This window comes from Bacillus sp. ILBB4, assembly GCF_035064545.1.
Lineage (GTDB): Bacteria > Bacillota > Bacilli > Bacillales > Bacillaceae_H > Priestia.
On sequence record NZ_JAIQVD010000003.1, the window covers coordinates 911,780 to 929,777 of the forward strand.

The window sequence follows — 17,998 nt, forward strand, 5'->3', positions numbered from 1 at the left end:
TCGCATCCTCTTTTTATTTAATCAATTTTCTTGAAGTGTTTTTGTTCGTATTATCATTTGTACGAAGGAAGGTAATGCCAAGACCGATTAATCCTCCTACAATAGCAGGAACTACCCAGCCGAGACCCACTCCATACATAGGTAGAATCGATGTAAACAGATCGTTTACTGCCGTAATTTTGAATCCAGCAGCATTTAAGCCATCAAATAAACTAACGATAAACGTGAACAGAAGGCTTACTTGGTAAACTTCAGAACGGCCTTTAAATAAAGGATGTAAGAATGTTAAAGCAATTAACACAATAGCTAACGGATAAATAGCTGTTAAGACCGGAACCGAAATAGCGATTAATTCCGTTAAACCAAAGTTCGCTACAATGGCGCTGAATGCTGATAAAATAACAGCAATTAATTTATAAGAAACCCTTGGAAACAGCTTATGGAAGAAAGATGAACAAGATGTTACAAGACCTACACTTGTCGTTAAACAAGCAACGGTAATCATTAGACCTAAAAGAATTCCACCGTAAGAGCCAAAGTAGTAATTTGATACTTCAGCCAAAACCGTACCTCCGTTATCAAGACGTCCAAGCTCTGATACGCTTGAAGCACCCATATAGGACAATGCACTATAAATAAGAGCTAAAATAACGGCAGCGATAGCCGTAGCTTTTGCACAAATTGTGATAATTTGTCGGTTAGTTTTTGCTCCTTTTTCTTTAATTGCATTAATAATAATAATTCCAAAAACAAATGATGCTAGTGTATCCATTGTTAAGTAGCCTTCTTGGAAGCCTTTAAAAAATGCGTGTGTTGTATAAGCTTCGCTTGGTGCTTCAAATTTTCCAATTGGGTTCACGACGGCTACAACTACCAATATTCCAATAAACGTTAATTTAATAGGTGTTAAAACTTTTCCTACTAAATCGACAATTTTCGCAGGGTTTAGCGAAAAAAAGCAGGTAATAGTAAAGAAAATTACCGTGAAAATGATAAGGGGAAGGTGCCCTGAATTTTCTGATAAAAAAGGCTTAACGCCGATTTCGAACGAAACGCTTCCCGTTCTCGGCATCGCAAAAAGTGGTCCGATTGCCAAGTATAAAATTGTAGTAAAGATAATACCGAAAGCTGGATGTACGCGACTAGCTAAAGACTGCAGATCCTCTTTTCCGGAAAAACCAAATGCGAGAACACCTAGAAGAGGTAGACCTACACCCGTTACTAAAAATCCAGCGTTTGCTGACCAAATATTGCTTCCAGCAGACTGACCTAACATTGCAGGGAAGATTAAATTACCTGCGCCGAAGAATAGGGCAAAAAGCATAAAGCCAATAACCACTATAAATGAAAAAGGAACTTTGTTTGACACATTAAAACCTCCAAAATTATAAATGCTTTTTATTATCGTGTTGAATAATTAAAATTTTCAGAATTTTATATTCGAATAATAAAAATAAACATGTATCGTATTATACTAACCTAAAATGCATATTTCAATATAAAATTTTATTTTTTTAATTTATTCGCTGAAATAGCAAAAATAGAAAAATACTTAGCAAAAAAATCTCAATATACAACAATTATTTGATATGATAAAACAGAACCGTGGCTTTTAAAAATTCGCATGTGCGGCCTTACATCCTTTTAGTAAAGAACTGTTTACACAAGGTGCTTTAAGGATGTATATTTATACACGGTTCGCGGAACCGCATATGCTCGATGGATGAAAGTCAACTGTGCGAAAGGAGCAAGAAAGTGAAAAGGTTAGGTCTAGCAACTCAGATTCTAATTGGACTGATTTTAGGCGTAGCTGTAGGTGCTATTTTTTATGGAAGCGATACAGCCATTTCTATTTTACAGCCGGTTGGAGACATATTTATTCATTTAATTAAGATGATTGTCGTACCGATCGTGATTTCAGCATTAATCGTAGCGGTCGCAGGAGTAGGCGATATCAAAAAATTAGGTAAGCTTGGCGGAAAAACAATTCTTTATTTTGAAGTTGTTACAACCATTGCTATTGTAGTGGGGATTATTGCCGCGAACTTATTCCACCCTGGTGCAGGGGTTGATATGGGACATATTGAAAAAAGCGATATTTCTCAATATGAGGCAACGGCAAAAACGTCTGAAAGTACAGGGATTGCTCAAGAGCTTCTTCATATTGTTCCGACAAACGTCTTTCAATCGGTAGCAGAAGGCGATCTTTTACCAATCATTTTATTTTCCGTACTGTTTGGTGTAGGCGTAGCTTCGATTGGAGAGAGAGGAAAACCTGTTTTAGCCTTTTTTGAAGGCGTCTTGGATGCAATGTTTTGGGTAACTAATTTGGTGATGAAATTTGCTCCAGTAGGTGTATTTGCACTTATTGGTGTTAATATTATAAAGTTTGGTGTCGGATCACTTATTCCATTAGGAAAATTAGTGTTCGCCGTTTACTTCACCATGATTTTCTTTGTGCTTGTGGTTCTTGGGATTATTGCTAAAATGGCTGGAACAAGCATGTTTACGCTGATAAAAGTGTTAAAAGACGAGCTGCTTCTTGCTTTTACAACGGCAAGTTCAGAAGCCGTTTTACCATCTCTTATCAAAAAGATGGAAGACTTCGGTTGTTCTAAATCGGTTACATCGTTTGTTATTCCAACGGGCTACACGTTTAACTTAGATGGTTCAACCATTTATCAGGCGCTGGCATCGCTGTTTATTGCTCAAATGTACGGCATCGACCTTTCCATTATGGATCAAATTCAGCTCCTTCTTGTGCTAATGTTAACCTCAAAAGGAATGGCTGGTGTACCAGGGGCATCGTTTGTAGTTGTACTTGCTACACTTGAATCTATGGGCTTCCCTCTTGAAGGCATGGCATTTATTGCAGGAATTGACCGCATTCTTGATATGATGCGTACCACAGTTAACGTAGTAGGAAATGCTTTAGCTGCTATTGTAATGTCCAAGTCTGAAGGCGAGTTTGATAAGCAAAAATCATTAAATTACACAAATGAATTAAAGAAATCAAACATAGCTTAAAACAAAAAAGCCGGGCAGCTGCCCGGCTTTTTTGTTTGGAGCTGCCTGTTATCTTTTTTGAAACATATGGTAAAATAAAAGAAATGAGAGACAAAGGAAGTGTCATAATGACGGAAACTGTTCAGTTAATTAAAAAGCTTGTTTCGATTCCCAGTCCTTCTGGAAATACAGAAAAGGTAATTTCATTTGTCGAAGACTATGTAAAAGAGCTAAATATTCAAACGTATCGCAATCGAAAAGGAGGCTTAGTCGCTACTATTCCCGGTAAAGATACAGATCACCACCGCATGCTGACGGCTCATGTCGATACATTAGGTGCTATGGTAAAAGAAATCAAACCGAGTGGACGTCTGAAAATCGACCTGATTGGAGGGTTTCGCTACAATTCTATTGAAGGAGAATATTGTGAAATTGAAACTTCATCAGGAGAAGTATTTACAGGAACCATTCTTATGCATCAAACATCTGTTCATGTGTATAAAGATGCAGGGAAAGCTGAGCGGAATCAAGAAAATATAGAAATTCGACTGGATGAAAAAGTACATAGCGCAGAAGATATTCGCAGCCTTGGAATTGAAGTCGGCGACTTTGTTTCGTTTGATCCTCGTGTAGAAATAACAAAAAGCGGTTTTATTAAATCTCGTCATCTCGATGATAAAGCAAGCGTAGCTTTATTGCTTCAGCTCATGAAAACAATTCAAGAAGAACAGATCGAACTGCCATACACTACGCACTTTCTCATTTCAAATAATGAAGAAATTGGATACGGAGGAAATTCCAACATTACGCCTCAAACTGTAGAATACTTAGCGGTTGATATGGGTGCTATGGGAGATGGACAATCTACTGATGAATACACCGTGTCTATTTGTGTAAAAGATTCAAGCGGCCCATATCATTACGGTTTGAGAAGGCATTTGGTGGAGCTAGCTAAGCAGCATGATATTCAGTACAAATTAGATATTTATCCGTTTTACGGATCAGATGCTTCTGCTGCTATTCGTGCCGGACACGATATCGTACACGGCTTAATTGGTCCAGGAATTGATTCTTCTCATGCGTTTGAGAGAACGCATCAAGATTCATTGAATCATACGTATAAGCTTCTTTATTACTATGTGCAGTCGAACATGGTTCTGCTTTAAGAAAGGAATATTTAATTAATGTATTTTTATGCAAAATAAAGAACAGGACGGGATTGTGATGTCTGTCCTTTCCTAAAAAAGAAGCCGGCTGTCCGGCTTCTTTTTTTAATAAATACTATATATTTTTTTACTGGTGAAGCAACAGTGGGTTAAAAAAGCACCTTTTTTAAAGAGGTACAATACTGCTTAAACCTTTTGTACATTGTGTTCATTTACAGAAGTTAAAATGTTTTTAAATTTTTAAAAGTTTCTTGTGACAAGTTTTGTAGAATGGGTTTTCAAAAGGAAATGGTTTCGGCATAATGTGGATATAGCGATCACTACAATAATCGGAGGCGAATCTTTTCATGTGGGTACTGACGGTATATGCTGGAAAAGAAATGAAAATGTTTGAATTTGAAACTGAAAAACAGGCGAGAGAAGCTTTTGCTAAAACAAATGGCTGTAAAGTTCTTTCAGAAGTTGTGTATTATAATGATCCTCATTTAACATTAGTAGCTATATAATGAAAAAACAAGAGCTGATTTTATGCTCTTGTTTTTTTATAGATACTTGTATCTTCCGAAAAGAATAGAGTTGAAATAAAAAAAAATGTACGCTATGATATGGTAGTTACTTCTATTATTCTGATAGTTTAAAAGGTTCATATATATCAAACAGCAACAGTAAAGATGCCAAGAAGGCTTAATAGGGAAACTGGTGAAATGCCAGTACTGTCCCCGCAACTGTAAGTGTGGACGAACGAGTATAACCACTGTGAAAAAATCACGGGAAGGTTCTCAAGTAGAATGATACACAAGTCAGGAGACCTGTCTTTATTGTGAAGTTTCTATTTCTCCGGGGAGCGGGAAGGGAGACGTTGGCTTAAAGTGGCATTCGTGTACACTCTTACTCTGACGTTTTACCCGCTCGCATATTAGCGAAGCGGGTTTTTCTCGTAGCGTAAAACTACATATCGTGCAAAAAAGGTGCGCAATGTTCACATTGCGTTAAATGGGAAGTCTGGTGTGAAGCCAGCGCGGTACCCGCCACTGTGAAGACGAGCTGATTGCATATGCCACTGTATTCGGGAAGGCGCAATCAAGTGATGAATCGAAGTCAGGAAACCAGCCTTTTTCTAATGCGAAGCTTACCCTACGGGATATAGGTGGAAGTGCAAAAACTTAGTTTGAATTTTCTGCGCCTCTATCATTGATAGAGGCGCTTCTTTTAGTAAAGGAGCGAATGAGTGTGACGACGTGGAACTTAAATGGAACAAAACATCACGTATTGATTTGTAATGGAAGCAGCTGTATGAGAAAAGGTGGAGAAGAAGCCACGCAAGCTATTCGAAATAAAGTGACGGAACTGGATTTGGATGAAACGGTTCATACAACGCGTACGCGCTGTAACGGACGATGCAAAGATGCTCCTGTAGCTATCGTCTATCCTTCAGGAGATTGGTACAAGCAGGTCACTGAAACCGTGGCTCACCGGATTGTCAAAGAGCATTTAGCAGGAGGCTGCAGTATAAAGGAATCGCTTATTTATGAATGTGATCAAAATGGTTTCGTTTCTCCGGAAAACAGTGACTCCATAGAAGGAATTGACAAAGTAAAAAGTAACGCATAAAGGAGGAGCTAGCATGAAAGGTAAACTGTTAGTTATTGGATTTGGGCCAGGAAGCTTTGAACATATTACACAGCGAGCAAGAGAAGCCATTCAAGAAAGTGATATGATCATCGGTTATAAAACCTATGTGGAACTAATTCAAGGACTGTTAACGAATCAGCAAATTATTAGTACGGGAATGACCGAAGAAGTAAGCCGTGCACAAGAAGCTGTAAAGCAAGCTGAAGCGGGCAAAACCGTAGCTGTCATTTCAAGCGGAGATGCAGGAGTATACGGAATGGCAGGCCTTGTGTATGAAGTGTTGATTGAAAAAGGCTGGAAAAAAGAAACGGGCGTAGAGATGGAAGTAATTCCTGGCATTTCGGCTATTAATTCATGCGCATCTCTCCTTGGAGCGCCCGTGATGCACGATGCTTGTACGATTAGTTTAAGTGACCACCTTACGCCTTGGGAGCTAATCGAAAAAAGAATTGAAGCAGCTGCACAAGCAGATTTCGTAGTGGCTTTTTACAACCCAAAAAGCGGAAGACGAACAAGACAAATTGTTGAAGCGCAAAGGATTCTATTAAAGTACCGTTCCCCTGATACGCCTGTTGGTCTTGTTAAAAGCGCTTATCGTGACCGTGAAGAAGTCGTAATGACCAACTTAAAAGACATGTTAAACCATGAAATAGGCATGCTGACTACCGTTGTTGTCGGAAATTCATCTACATTCTTTTACGACGATTTAATGATTACACCGCGAGGATATCAGCGGAAATATACCCTCAACCAAACGGAGCAGCCGCTAAGACCGCATCAGCGACTTCGAAAAGAAGCAGAACCATGGGCTCTCGATCAAGAAGAGACTGTAAAGCAAACAGCTTCAGCTATTGAAGCAGTTCAGAACACAAGAGAAGAAAAAGCAACTTCACGAGCTCTTGCAGAAGAAGCGCTTCAAGCAATTTTAGGTGAATCCACTTCTGCGGTCGTACACCAGCCAATCGAGTCTATCTTTGAAGTAGCAGTTAGTCCAGGACTTGCAAATAAGAAATTCACGCCTGTTCAAATGACAACACTAGCGGAAGTTGTTGGTGAAAAAGGTACGATGGAGTATACACCTGACCATCAAATTAAACTGCAAATTCCAACGGCTCAGCCAGATGTGATTATTAAAAAGCTCCAAGCAGCTTCCTTTTTACTATCTCCGGTTGGAGACGTGTTCACAATCAAAGCGTGTGATTTTTGCGATGGAGAAAAAAGCGATGCTATTCCACATACGGAAGAATTACAAAAGCGCCTCGGGGGAATGGACATGCCAAAAGAGCTGAAGCTTGGTATCAATGGATGCGGTATGGCTTGTTACGGCGCTGTTCAAGAAGATATCGGCATTGTCTATAGAAAAGGTGCGTTTGATTTATTTTTAGGAGCTAAAACGGTTGGACGCAATGCGCATTCAGGTCAAATTGTGGCGGAAGGCATAGCACCCGATGAAATTGTTGAAATAGTGGAGAACATTATCCATGAATATAAAGAAAAAGGTCATCCTAATGAGCGATTTCATAAATTCTTTAAGCGTGTGAAGAACGTTTATGGATTCGACTATCAAGATATAACACCAAAAATAAAAGTAGAACCAGCTCCGTGTGGAGATTAAAAAATAGGAGGACATTATATGAAATCAGTTTTATTTGTCGGTCATGGAAGCAGAGATCCTGAAGGGAACGATCAAATTCGGGAATTTATTTCGACTATGAAGCATGATTGGGACGCATCTATTTTAGTAGAAACGTGTTTTCTAGAATTTGAACGCCCAAATGTAAGTCAAGGCATTGATACATGTGTGGCAAAAGGAGCACAAGATGTAGTTGTAATTCCAATTATGCTTTTGCCTGCTGGACACTCTAAAATACATATTCCAGCGGCTATAGATGAAGCAAAGAAAAAATATCCACACGTAAACTTCGTATACGGACGTCCCATTGGCGTTCATGAAGAAGCCCTTGAAATTTTAAAAACGAGATTACAAGAATCAGGAGAGAATTTAGAAACTCCAGCTGAAGACACGGCTATTATTGTCTTAGGGCGAGGAGGAAGTGATCCTGATGCAAACAGTGATTTATATAAAATTACGCGCCTTCTTTGGGAAAAAACAAATTATAAAATCGTCGAAACTTCTTTTATGGGCGTGACCGCACCACTGATTGATGAAGGCGTGGAGCGATGTTTGAAATTGGGCGCTAAAAAAGTGGTTATTCTCCCGTATTTCTTATTTACAGGAGTATTAATTAAGCGATTAGAAGAAATGGTGAAGCAGTATAAAATGCAGCATGAAAACATTGAGTTTAAGCTAGCCGGCTATTTCGGTTTTCACCCAAAACTGCAGACAATTTTAAAAGAACGTGCTGAAGAAGGATTAGAAGGTGAAGTGAAAATGAACTGCGATACGTGTCAATATCGCCTCGGCATTATGGAGCATATTGATCACCACCATCATCACGATCATGACCATGACCATGATCACGATCACCATCACGACCATCAGCACCGTGAAGATAAGGTCGGCGAGCTAAAATGATTTTATTGTTAGCCGGAACTAGCGATGCACGTGCATTAGCCGTGCAAGTGAAAAAAGCAGGTCATGAGGTTACGGCAACGGTTGTAACCGAAAACGCAGCTATCGAATTACAGCGTGCAGAAGTGAAAGTGAAAATTGGACGTCTCACAAAAGAAGATATGACGGATTTTGTAAACGAACATCGTGTAAAAGCTATTGTGGATGCAAGTCATCCTTTTGCAGAAGAAGCATCTAAAAATGCTATCGGTGCGGCTGCTGAAACAGCGATTCCTTACATACGCTATGAGCGGGCTTCGCAGGCTTTTACCTATGATAATATGACGATGGTTTCTACGTATGAAGAAGCAGCAGAAGTAGCAGCTGAGAAAAAAGGAGTTATTATGCTGACAACAGGCAGCAAGACGCTGCAGGTTTTTACAGAAAAGCTGCTTCCTCTTTCAGATGTACGGCTTGTTGCTCGTATGCTTCCAAGGCTGGATAATATGGAAAAGTGCCAGCAATTAGGATTTCCGCAAAAAAATATTATTGCTATTCAAGGGCCGTTTACAAAAGAGTTTGATCGAGCGCTGTATAAGCAATACGGAGTGACAGTCATGGTCACAAAAGAAAGCGGAAAAGTTGGATCTGTGGATGAAAAAGTGGAAGCAGCTAAAGAGTTAGGCTTAGATATTATTATGATTGGGCGACCGAAAATTGAGTATGGGACCGTGTATTCCACGTTTGAAGAAGTGGTTCATGCTTTAGTAAACCAAACTAGGAGTTGATTGAGATGGATTTTCGTACAGAATTTAAACCGTTAACTGTTCAGCCTCAGCAAATTGAAGGAAAAAGTTTTGAAATGATTACAGAAGAGCTTGGGCCTCATCCGTTTACAGACGAACAGTACCCAATTGTTCAGCGCGTAATTCATGCGTCTGCAGACTTTGAGCTTGGACGCAGCATGCTGTTTCATCCGGATGCGATTCAAGCAGGAATTAAAGCCATTCGCAGCGGCAAGCAAGTGGTTGCAGATGTACAAATGGTGCAAGTAGGAACAAACAAGCAGCGAATTGAAAAACACGGCGGTGAAATCAAAGTTTATATTTCAGATCCGGACGTAATGGAAGAAGCAAAGCGCTTAAATACAACGCGTGCAATTATTTCTATGCGAAAAGCCATCAAAGAAGCAGACGGAGGAATTTTTGCAATTGGGAACGCACCCACAGCTTTACTTGAATTAATTCGTTTGATTAAAGAAGGAGAAGCGAAGCCTGGGCTTGTTATTGGTCTGCCGGTAGGATTTGTTTCAGCAGCTGAATCTAAAGAAGAACTTGCAAAACTTGACGTGCCGTTTATTACAAACATCGGGCGAAAAGGCGGCAGTACGGTAACGGTTGCTGCATTAAATGCAATTTCAATTCTTGCAGATCAGGTGTAACGCATGAAGGAAGTACCAAAAGAACCTAAGAAACTCAGAGAAGGCTATACGACGGGCGCTTGTGCAACGGCAGCTACGAGAGCAGCTCTGCTTACGCTAATTTCAGGAGAAGTGCAAGATGAGTCAACGATTTACTTACCTGTCGGCCGCTTTGCTACATTTCATCTTGAAGAATGCGAGTATCGCACAAGCAGCGCTGTAGCTAGCATCATTAAAGATGCTGGAGACGATCCCGATGCCACGCACGGAGCGCTGATTATTTCTGAAGTTTCGTGGTGTAATGGTGCAGACATTATCATTGATGGAGGAGTGGGAGTAGGGCGTGTGACAAAGCCCGGCCTCCCAGTTCCTGTCGGTGAGGCAGCCATTAACCCTGTTCCAAGAAAGATGCTGAAAGAAACGGCTGAGCAGCTTCTAGCTGAATACAATATACAAAAAGGCGTTAAGATTGTCATCTCGGTTCCTAAAGGAGAAGAAATGGCGAAAAAGACATTAAATGCGCGTCTAGGTATTTTAGGAGGCATTTCGATACTGGGGACGCGGGGGATTGTCGTTCCGTTCTCAACAGCTGCTTATAAAGCAAGTATCGTGCAGGCCATCAGCGTTGCTAAAGCGAGTAATTGTGAGCACGTTGTCATTACGACAGGGGGCCGAAGCGAAAAGTATGGAATGAAACAGTTCCCTGAACTTCCGGAAGAAGCATTTATCGAAATGGGAGATTTTGTTGGATTTACTTTAAAACAATGTAAAAAGCAAGGAATGAAAAAAGTGTCGCTTGTAGGCATGATGGGAAAGTTTTCAAAAGTCGCGCAAGGCGTTATGATGGTTCATTCAAAAAGTGCACCCATTGATTTTAATTTTTTAGCAAAAGCGGCTTCTGAGTCAGGCGCTTCTGCTGAACTGGTAGAAGAAATAAAAGGTGCAAACACAGCTTCTCAAGTGGGAGATTTAATGACGCAAAGCGGTCATCATCAGTTTTTTGAAAAACTGTGCGAGTACTGCTGTTTATCAGCATTAAAGGAAGTAGGGGACGGAATCGATGTCGATACGTCTCTTTACACATTAAAAGGAGATTTTTTAGGACAGGCGGTGCAACATGGCAATTAAAATTATTGGAATTGGTGACGATGGGAAGTTAAGTTTGCTTCCTATGTATGAACAGTGGGTGTATGAAAGTGATGTGCTAATTGGAGGGAAGCGTCACCTAGATTTTTTTCAAGATTTCGAAGGAGAAAAAGTAGCGATTGAAGGGGGTCTTTCTCCTCTTGTTGAACGTTTAAAAAACGAAGAAGGAAATGCGGTTGTGTTAGCCTCAGGCGACCCGTTATTTTACGGAATTGGGAGCTATCTTTCTACGAAGCTAGACGTTGAAATATATCCTTATTTAAGTTCTATTCAGCTTGCATTCTCACGTCTAAAAGAGCGATGGCAAGACGCTTATTTTACAAGCGTGCACGGCAGAAGCATGAAGGGACTGGCTCAGCGCATTGACGGCTATAAAAAAGTGGCGATTTTAACCGATGAGCAAAATTCTCCTAGTGCTCTGGCAAACTACTTATTATCATTCGGCATGACAGAATACAAGATGTTTGTGGCAGAGAACCTAGGTGGAGAAACGGAGCGCTGTCAGCTGCTTTCGCTGGAAGAGGCGGCGAATCAACTCTTTTCTCCGCTTAATGTCGTGATATTAAAGCAGGTAGAAAAGAGCCCAGTCTGGTCTCTTGGAATAGAGGACGATGAATTTATTCAACGCAAGCCGGACAAAGGACTTATTACCAAAAAAGAAGTTCGTACACTTAGTATTAGCGCCCTGCAGCTAAAGAGAGACAGCGTCGTATGGGATATCGGAACATGTACGGGTTCAGTCGCAATTGAAGCGGCTAAAATTGCGCGTGAAGGACAAATTTTTGCCGTGGAAAAAAATGAAGCAGACTTAGAAAACTGCAGGGAAAATCTATCGAAATTTCGAGTAGACGCCCACACTGTGCACGGAAAAGCACCGGAAGGACTCAATGAGTTTGCTGATCCTGATGCGGTGTTTATTGGAGGTACAGCAGGAGGCATGGAAACAATTTTAGATGTTTGCTGCAGCCGGTTAAATTCAGGAGGGCGCATCGTATTAAATGCCGTAACGATTGAAAATTTAGCAGAAGCGATGAAAGCCTTTAAAGAACGAGGCTTTGAGACTGCTGTTACCCTTGCACAAATTTCGAGAAGCAAGCCCATTTTACATTTAACGCGATTTGACGCTTTAAACCCCATTTATATTATTACAGCCAGAAGAGGAGAATGAATATGATTGGAACATTGTACGGACTTGGAGTTGGACCGGGAGATCCAGAACTTATTACAGTAAAAGCATTTCGTAAATTAAAAGAATCACCTGTTATTGCGTATCCTAAAAAGCAAAAAGGAAGCAAAAGCTATGCCCAAAAAATTATTGATGTCTATTTCAGTGCAAATGAAAAAGATATGCTTGGCCTTGTGTTTCCAATGACAAAAGATCCTGCTATTTTGGAAAGAAAGTGGACCGAAACGGTAGAACGAGTATGGGAAAAGCTCGAGGAAGGAAAAGATGTAGCATTTGTCACAGAGGGCGACCCTATGCTTTACAGTACGTTTATTCACATGATGCGCCTGATGCAAGAACGTCACCCTGAAGCTCCGATTCAAGTAATTCCTGGTATTTCATCCATTAATGGAGCTGCATCTCGTTTAGGTATTCCGTTAGCAGACGGTGATGAACACGTAGCAATTGTTCCTGCTCGTGAAGATTATGAAACAATGAAAAAAGTATTAATGGAAAACGACTGCGTCATTTTTATTAAAGTGGCCAAAGTCATCGATTTTATGGTTGGTCTTTTAAAAGAGCTTGATCTGCTTGAAAAAGCGTCAGTGGTGACAAAAGTAACGTCAGATGAAGAAATTATCTGGAAAGCTTCAGAACTAGAAGGAGCCGATTTACAATACTTAACGCTAATGGTGGTGAGAAAATGAAGTTATACATAATCGGAGCTGGACCCGGAGATCCAGATTTAATTACCGTAAAAGGCTTAAAATTACTTCAGCAAGCAGATGTTGTCTTGTACGCTGACTCACTGGTAAGTCAAGAGCTAGTTGCTAAGTCTAAACCAGGAGCTGAAGTGTTAAAAACAGCGGGTATGCATTTAGAAGAAATGGTCGGTACGATGCTTGATCGCATGCGTGAAGGAAAAATGGTTGTAAGAGTTCATACCGGAGATCCTGCTATGTACGGAGCCATTATGGAACAAATGGTACTTTTAAAAAGAGAAGGCGTTGATATTGAAATCGTTCCGGGCGTCAGCTCCGTATTCGCTGCTGCAGCAGCGGCTGAGGCAGAATTAACCATTCCAGATTTGACTCAAACGGTTATTTTAACTCGTGCTGAAGGAAGAACGCCTGTGCCTGAGTTTGAAAAATTAACCGATTTAGCAAAACATAAATGTACGATTGCGTTATTTTTAAGCGCGACGCTCACAAAAAAAGTAATGAAAGAATTTATAAACGCCGGTTGGAGTGAGGATACGCCGATTGTAGTAGTCTATAAAGCAACGTGGCCAGATGAAAAAATTGTTCGCACAACGGTAAAAGACCTCGATGACGCTATGCGAACAAACGGCATTCGCAAGCAGGCGATGATTTTGGCAGGCTGGGCACTTGATCCACACATTCATGACAAAGATTATCGTTCAAAACTTTATGATAAAACATTTACCCATGGCTTTCGAAGAGGAGTGAAGTCGGAATGATTCAACTCCAAGAAGGAAGAAAAGCCCTCATTACACAGCGCGGGGATTATGCTGTCGTGGCCATCACGAAGCACGGCGTAGAAATTGCAAGAAATCTAGGCCGCACTTTTCAGCAGTCTGATGTGTATTACATGAGCAAGTTTGAAAAAGGAGACGAACAAGAGCAGAACATTCAGCTGTTTTCAGGAAGCGTTCGGATGCTTTTGCCTTCTCTTTTTGAATCATATAAAGGACTTATTATTATTATCTCACTGGGAGCAGTTGTACGTATGATTGCACCTATTTTAAAAGATAAGAAAACGGATCCTGCGGTTGTTGTCATTGATGATAAAGGCGAAAATGTCATCAGCGTGCTTTCAGGTCATATCGGAGGAGCAAATGAGCTTACGCGTGAAGTTGCGGCAGCTCTTGAAGCTCATCCTGTTATTACAACAGCATCCGATGTGCAAAAAACAATTCCGGTTGATTTATTTGGTAAGCGCTTTGGATGGGTGTGGGAATCAGCAGAAAAACTAACGCCTGTCAGCGCTTCTGTGGTGAATGAAGAAGAAATAGCAGTGGTTCAAGAATCAGGTGAAAAGAACTGGTGGCATTATGAGCACCCTGTTCCAGCTAACATTAAAACATATTCATCGATTCAGACAGCTCTTGAAGCATCGCCACATGCTGCTTTGGTCGTAACGCATCGCAATTTAAAAAAAGAGGAAGAAGCAATCTTAGAAAACGGTGTTCTTTACCGGCCAAAAGTATTAGCGATTGGGATGGGATGCAATCGAGGGACAAGTACAGCTGAAATTGAAACCGTTATTGAAAAAACGCTTGCTGAACTTCAGTTTTCAATGAAAAGTGTAAAAGCATTATGTACAATAGAGTTAAAGAAAGATGAAGAAGGGCTGTTAGAAGTGGCGTCTAAGTACGGCTGGGAGTTTGTCTATTATTCGCCCCAAGAGCTAAACAGCATAAGTATCCAACAGCCTTCAGATACTGTTTTTAAATATACAGGTGCATATGGCGTTAGTGAACCTGCTGCTATGTTATACAGCGGTGCTGATAAGCTTGAACTTGTGAAGAAAAAGTCAGGGAATGTAACCATTTCAGTGGCACTTATTCCATATGACTAAAGGAGAGAACAACATGTCAAACAGAAGACTCGTCATTGCCGGTACCGGAAGTGGCGTAGGGAAAACAACCCTTACAATCGGGCTGATGGCAGCATTAAGACAAGCCGGTTACAGAGTTCAAGGGTTTAAATGCGGACCCGATTATATTGATCCAACGTATCATACGGCTGTTACAGAACGAACGTCTCGAAATATAGACAGCTGGATGCTTGAACACGATATGGTTAGAGAAATTGTCGCTCGTACTAGTGAAGATGCTGATATTTCCATCATGGAAGGAGTTATGGGATTTTTCGATGGGAAAAATCCGTTAACGAATGAAGGAACAACAGCAGAAATCAGCTTAATCACCAATAGCCCTGTCCTTTTAGTTGTCAACTGTGCTAGTATGGCTAGAAGTGCAGCGGCGATTGTAAAAGGGTTTCAGCAATTTTTACCCGAAGCGAACATCGTCGGGGTGATTGCTAACCGGGTTGGAAGTGAAGGACATTATAAACTTGTTAAGGCAGCGATTGAGCAGGAATGTCATATCCCTGTAGTAGGCTACTTGAAAAGAAACGATGATCTTACGATTCCTGAACGTCACCTCGGGCTCATTCCGTCGATTGAACGAGGAGAGTTAACATCGTTTTTTGAACAGTTAGGAAAGCTTGTTCATGATACAATTGATATCGAAAAAGTATATGAACTGGCTTTAGCTCCTAAAATAGAAATTAATGATCCTATCTTTACAAAGCCGTCCGTACCTCAAGTGAAAATTGCTGTAGCGAGAGATGCGGCTTTTAACTTTTATTATGAAGAAAATTTCGAATTGTTAAAAGCTTACGGAGCAGAGCTTGTAGAATTTTCGCCTTTAAAAGGAGAAACGGTTCCGCAAGATGCTGACGGTCTTTATATAGGAGGCGGATTTCCAGAAGAATTTGCTGAAACGCTGGCTCAGCAAATCGACGTTAAAAATTCTGTTCGAGCAGCCATCCAAAAAGGAATTCCTACGCTTGCTGAGTGCGGAGGCTTTATGTTCTTAACAGATGCTATTGTCACAACAGATGATACATGCCACGAAATGGTGGGGCTTATCCCCGGACAAGTAAGAATGCAGACAAAATTAGCTGCTTTAGGATACCGAGAAGTGACGGGAAAGCCGGGGAATTTTTTATTTAAAGGCGATATACGAGCTAAAGGCCATGAATTTCATTATTCAACCTTTCATTCAGAGAAAGAGTTTTCGCCTGCCTATGATACAAAAGGGATGCGAGGAATGAAAGAAGAAGGCTATATGAACAATAATTTAATTGCCGGCTATACGCACTTTCATTTCGGCTCTTCTACGGAGATGGTAGAAAACTGGGTGGAACAGTGTAAAGCGGTAAAAAAAGAAAGAAGAGATGCCGTGTGACAGTTGGAAAAGTATATTTAGTAGGAGCCGGACCAGGAGATCCGAAGCTAATAACCGTATATGGAATGGAGTGTATTCAAGAAGCAGATGTTATTTTATATGACCGCTTAGCCAACGAACAGTTGTTAAACTATGCTAAAAAAGATGCGGAGCTTATTTTTTGCGGGAAATTACCGGGCAAGCACGGAGTCATCCAAGATCGTATCCACGAACTGCTTGTTGAAAAAGCACTTCAAGGAAAAGTAGTGACGCGCTTAAAAGGAGGCGATCCTTTTGTGTTTGGCCGCGGAGCAGAGGAAGCTGAAGTACTTGCTACTCAAGGAATTCCTTACGAAGTCGTTCCTGGTATCACCTCAGGAATTGCAGCTCCAGCTTATGCAGGAATTCCGGTTACCCATAGAGATCATGCCACTTCTTTTGCGATTGTAACGGGTCATGGAAGAGAAGAAAAAGGAAAAGATTATTTAAACTGGTCAGCGCTTGCTCAAGGAATAGATACAATTGCGTTTTATATGGGTGTTGGAAATTTACCTCATATATGCAAGCAGTTGATGGACCATGGACGAGATAAACATACGCCAGTAGCGCTTGTCCAATGGGGAACGACGAAGTATCAGCGCACCGTAACGGGAACGCTTGCCACAATCGAAGAAATAGCAAAAAAAGCAGAAATTGCTCATCCTGCCATCGTGCTTGTAGGTGAAGTAGTGACAATTAGAGAAAAAATAAAATGGTTCGAAGAAAGAGCGGAAAATATTCTGCTTTAATGTTAAAAGGAGGAGACAATATGACGATTATCTCACAGCTAAAAGAACGAAGAGCGGTACGAGATCATGAAGCACGTGAAGTGGAGCAAGAGAAAATCGAACAGCTGCTTGAAGCAGCGACGTGGGCTCCAAATGACCGAATGAGAGAGCCTTGGAGCTTTTATGTGATTCAAGGAGAAGCAAAAAAGAAGTATGAAGAACTGGCTGAAGCTTATTTAAAGGAGCGCTTTCCTACAAAGCCTCATTTAGTAGAAAGTTCGTTAAAAGTAGTAAAAAATACGCCTGTACATATCGTCGTAACAGCTGACACAGTTGAAGGAGACGAAGAAGCCACTGAAGACAACAAATATGCGGTTTCATGCGCGATTCATTCCATGTGGCTAGCAGCTAAAGAACTAGGTCTTGGATTCGTTTGGAGAACAAGAGGCGTTGGTCTTGTTCGAGATGAGAGGCTGTATGAGTTTATCGGCAAGCCTTCAGGTAAAGTCGTAGTAGGAAACGTATTTCTAGGCTATCCAAATGAAGAGTCTCTTACAAAAATGAAAGAGCCTGCTAGAACACCGTTTACAGAAAAAACAACATGGCTGTAAACTGAAATTCGAAGAAAAAGAGGTTTTTAGATTGAAAGACAAACGGGGTCTTACGTTAATTTATACCGGAGACGGTAAAGGAAAAACAACCGCTGCTTTAGGTCTTGCGTTGCGCGCTACGGGACGCGGACAAAAAGTATTAATGATTCAATTTATTAAATCTCCTCAGCGTACATATGGCGAAAAGCTGATGTTTGACAGAATAGGAATTGAAATGATTCAAACAGGAGTGGGCTTTACGTGGACAAAAACACCGCCTGAACATCGCGAAGCTTTGCAAAAAGCTTGGGCGCTAACGAAGGAAAAAGTCTTCTCGAACGAATATGATGTAGTTATTTTGGACGAGTTAAATAATGCACTGGCTATCGAGAAATTTCCTATTGATGATGTGCTACCGCTACACGAAGTAATTGACCTTATTCAAAAGCGCCCTGAGCATATGCATTTGGTCATTACCGGGCGTTCTGCCAAAAAAGAAGTGATGGATGTAGCAGATCTTGTGACGGAAATGAAGCCTCATAAACATTATTATGATGAAGGAATTCCTGCTGTAAAAGGAATTGAATTTTAAAAAGCCCTCAGTGAAGAGGGCTTTTT

Annotated in this window: 18 protein-coding genes and 2 riboswitches; of the genes, 17 read left to right on the plus strand and 1 reads right to left on the minus strand. The window is 40.8% G+C overall.

Features of this window, described 5'->3' with window-relative positions; all coding sequences use genetic code 11:
- Positions 1 to 13: 13 nt before the first annotated feature.
- Positions 14 to 1,369 carry a branched-chain amino acid transport system II carrier protein gene (gene brnQ / locus LAV82_RS16845; RefSeq protein ID WP_211079501.1) on the minus strand — a complete coding sequence of 452 codons (1,356 nt, stop codon included), beginning with the start codon at positions 1,367 to 1,369 and terminating at the stop codon, positions 14 to 16.
- Between the two features lie 386 nt (positions 1,370 to 1,755).
- Here brnQ and LAV82_RS16850 point away from each other — a divergent pair, with 386 nt between their 5' ends.
- From LAV82_RS16850 to cobO, 17 genes are all read left to right on the plus strand, one after another.
- Positions 1,756 to 3,027, plus strand: coding sequence for a cation:dicarboxylate symporter family transporter (locus tag LAV82_RS16850; protein ID WP_029322137.1), 1,272 nt, complete (start codon positions 1,756 to 1,758; stop codon positions 3,025 to 3,027).
- Positions 3,028 to 3,134: 107 nt separating this feature from the next.
- Positions 3,135 to 4,172 carry a M42 family metallopeptidase gene (locus LAV82_RS16855; RefSeq protein WP_029322135.1) on the plus strand — a complete coding sequence of 346 codons (1,038 nt, stop codon included), beginning with the start codon at positions 3,135 to 3,137 and terminating at the stop codon, positions 4,170 to 4,172.
- A 347-nt stretch (positions 4,173 to 4,519) separates the two neighbouring features.
- Entirely contained in the window at positions 4,520 to 4,678 is a 159-nt protein-coding gene (locus LAV82_RS16860) for a hypothetical protein (RefSeq protein ID WP_013057318.1), read from the plus strand.
- 146 nt (positions 4,679 to 4,824) lie between these two features.
- Positions 4,825 to 5,003, plus strand: a riboswitch (cobalamin riboswitch).
- Positions 5,004 to 5,121: 118 nt separating this feature from the next.
- A riboswitch (cobalamin riboswitch) is annotated at positions 5,122 to 5,301 on the plus strand.
- A gap of 101 nt (positions 5,302 to 5,402) precedes the next feature.
- Positions 5,403 to 5,783: a (2Fe-2S) ferredoxin domain-containing protein gene (locus LAV82_RS16865; RefSeq protein WP_013057317.1), complete on the plus strand. Its 381-nt coding sequence runs from the start codon at positions 5,403 to 5,405 to the stop codon at positions 5,781 to 5,783.
- A gap of 13 nt (positions 5,784 to 5,796) precedes the next feature.
- Entirely contained in the window at positions 5,797 to 7,419 is a 1,623-nt protein-coding gene (gene cobJ, locus LAV82_RS16870; RefSeq protein WP_029322133.1) for a precorrin-3B C(17)-methyltransferase, read from the plus strand.
- Between the two features lie 18 nt (positions 7,420 to 7,437).
- Positions 7,438 to 8,340: a sirohydrochlorin chelatase gene (locus LAV82_RS16875; RefSeq protein WP_211079503.1), complete on the plus strand. Its 903-nt coding sequence runs from the start codon at positions 7,438 to 7,440 to the stop codon at positions 8,338 to 8,340.
- A complete protein-coding gene (gene cobK, locus LAV82_RS16880) occupies positions 8,337 to 9,104 on the plus strand; it encodes a precorrin-6A reductase (protein WP_013057314.1) in 768 nt (255 codons plus the stop codon). The genes LAV82_RS16875 and cobK overlap by 4 nt, the downstream gene beginning before the upstream one ends.
- A gap of 5 nt (positions 9,105 to 9,109) precedes the next feature.
- Entirely contained in the window at positions 9,110 to 9,757 is a 648-nt protein-coding gene (locus LAV82_RS16885) for a precorrin-8X methylmutase (protein WP_013083415.1), read from the plus strand.
- 3 nt (positions 9,758 to 9,760) lie between these two features.
- Complete coding sequence (locus LAV82_RS16890) at positions 9,761 to 10,864, plus strand: cobalt-precorrin-5B (C(1))-methyltransferase (RefSeq protein ID WP_499716521.1); 1,104 nt, start codon at positions 9,761 to 9,763, stop codon at positions 10,862 to 10,864.
- A complete protein-coding gene (gene cbiE / locus LAV82_RS16895; RefSeq protein ID WP_499716522.1) occupies positions 10,854 to 12,050 on the plus strand; it encodes a precorrin-6y C5,15-methyltransferase (decarboxylating) subunit CbiE in 1,197 nt (398 codons plus the stop codon). The genes LAV82_RS16890 and cbiE overlap by 11 nt, the downstream gene beginning before the upstream one ends.
- A 2-nt stretch (positions 12,051 to 12,052) precedes the next feature.
- Positions 12,053 to 12,754 (plus strand): precorrin-2 C(20)-methyltransferase, encoded by a 702-nt coding sequence (cobI, locus tag LAV82_RS16900; RefSeq protein ID WP_029322123.1) that lies wholly within the window; start codon positions 12,053 to 12,055, stop codon positions 12,752 to 12,754.
- Positions 12,751 to 13,527 carry a precorrin-4 C(11)-methyltransferase gene (gene cobM, locus LAV82_RS16905; protein WP_013057309.1) on the plus strand — a complete coding sequence of 259 codons (777 nt, stop codon included), beginning with the start codon at positions 12,751 to 12,753 and terminating at the stop codon, positions 13,525 to 13,527. Before cobI ends, cobM begins: the two co-directional genes overlap by 4 nt.
- The gene (locus LAV82_RS16910) at positions 13,524 to 14,648 is read left to right on the plus strand and encodes a cobalt-precorrin 5A hydrolase (RefSeq protein ID WP_013057308.1); all 1,125 of its coding nucleotides are present in this window, start codon (positions 13,524 to 13,526) and stop codon (positions 14,646 to 14,648) included. The genes cobM and LAV82_RS16910 overlap by 4 nt, the downstream gene beginning before the upstream one ends.
- 13 nt (positions 14,649 to 14,661) lie before the next feature.
- On the plus strand, positions 14,662 to 16,044 hold the full coding sequence (locus LAV82_RS16915) for a cobyrinic acid a,c-diamide synthase CobB (protein ID WP_499716523.1): 1,383 nt from the start codon (positions 14,662 to 14,664) through the stop codon (positions 16,042 to 16,044).
- A complete protein-coding gene (gene cobA, locus LAV82_RS16920) occupies positions 16,041 to 16,811 on the plus strand; it encodes a uroporphyrinogen-III C-methyltransferase (RefSeq protein WP_013057306.1) in 771 nt (256 codons plus the stop codon). The genes LAV82_RS16915 and cobA overlap by 4 nt, the downstream gene beginning before the upstream one ends.
- A gap of 20 nt (positions 16,812 to 16,831) precedes the next feature.
- Positions 16,832 to 17,401 (plus strand): nitroreductase family protein, encoded by a 570-nt coding sequence (locus LAV82_RS16925; protein WP_499716524.1) that lies wholly within the window; start codon positions 16,832 to 16,834, stop codon positions 17,399 to 17,401.
- Between the two features lie 31 nt (positions 17,402 to 17,432).
- On the plus strand, positions 17,433 to 17,972 hold the full coding sequence (gene cobO, locus LAV82_RS16930; protein WP_499716525.1) for a cob(I)yrinic acid a,c-diamide adenosyltransferase: 540 nt from the start codon (positions 17,433 to 17,435) through the stop codon (positions 17,970 to 17,972).
- The last annotated feature ends 26 nt before the right edge of the window (positions 17,973 to 17,998 follow it).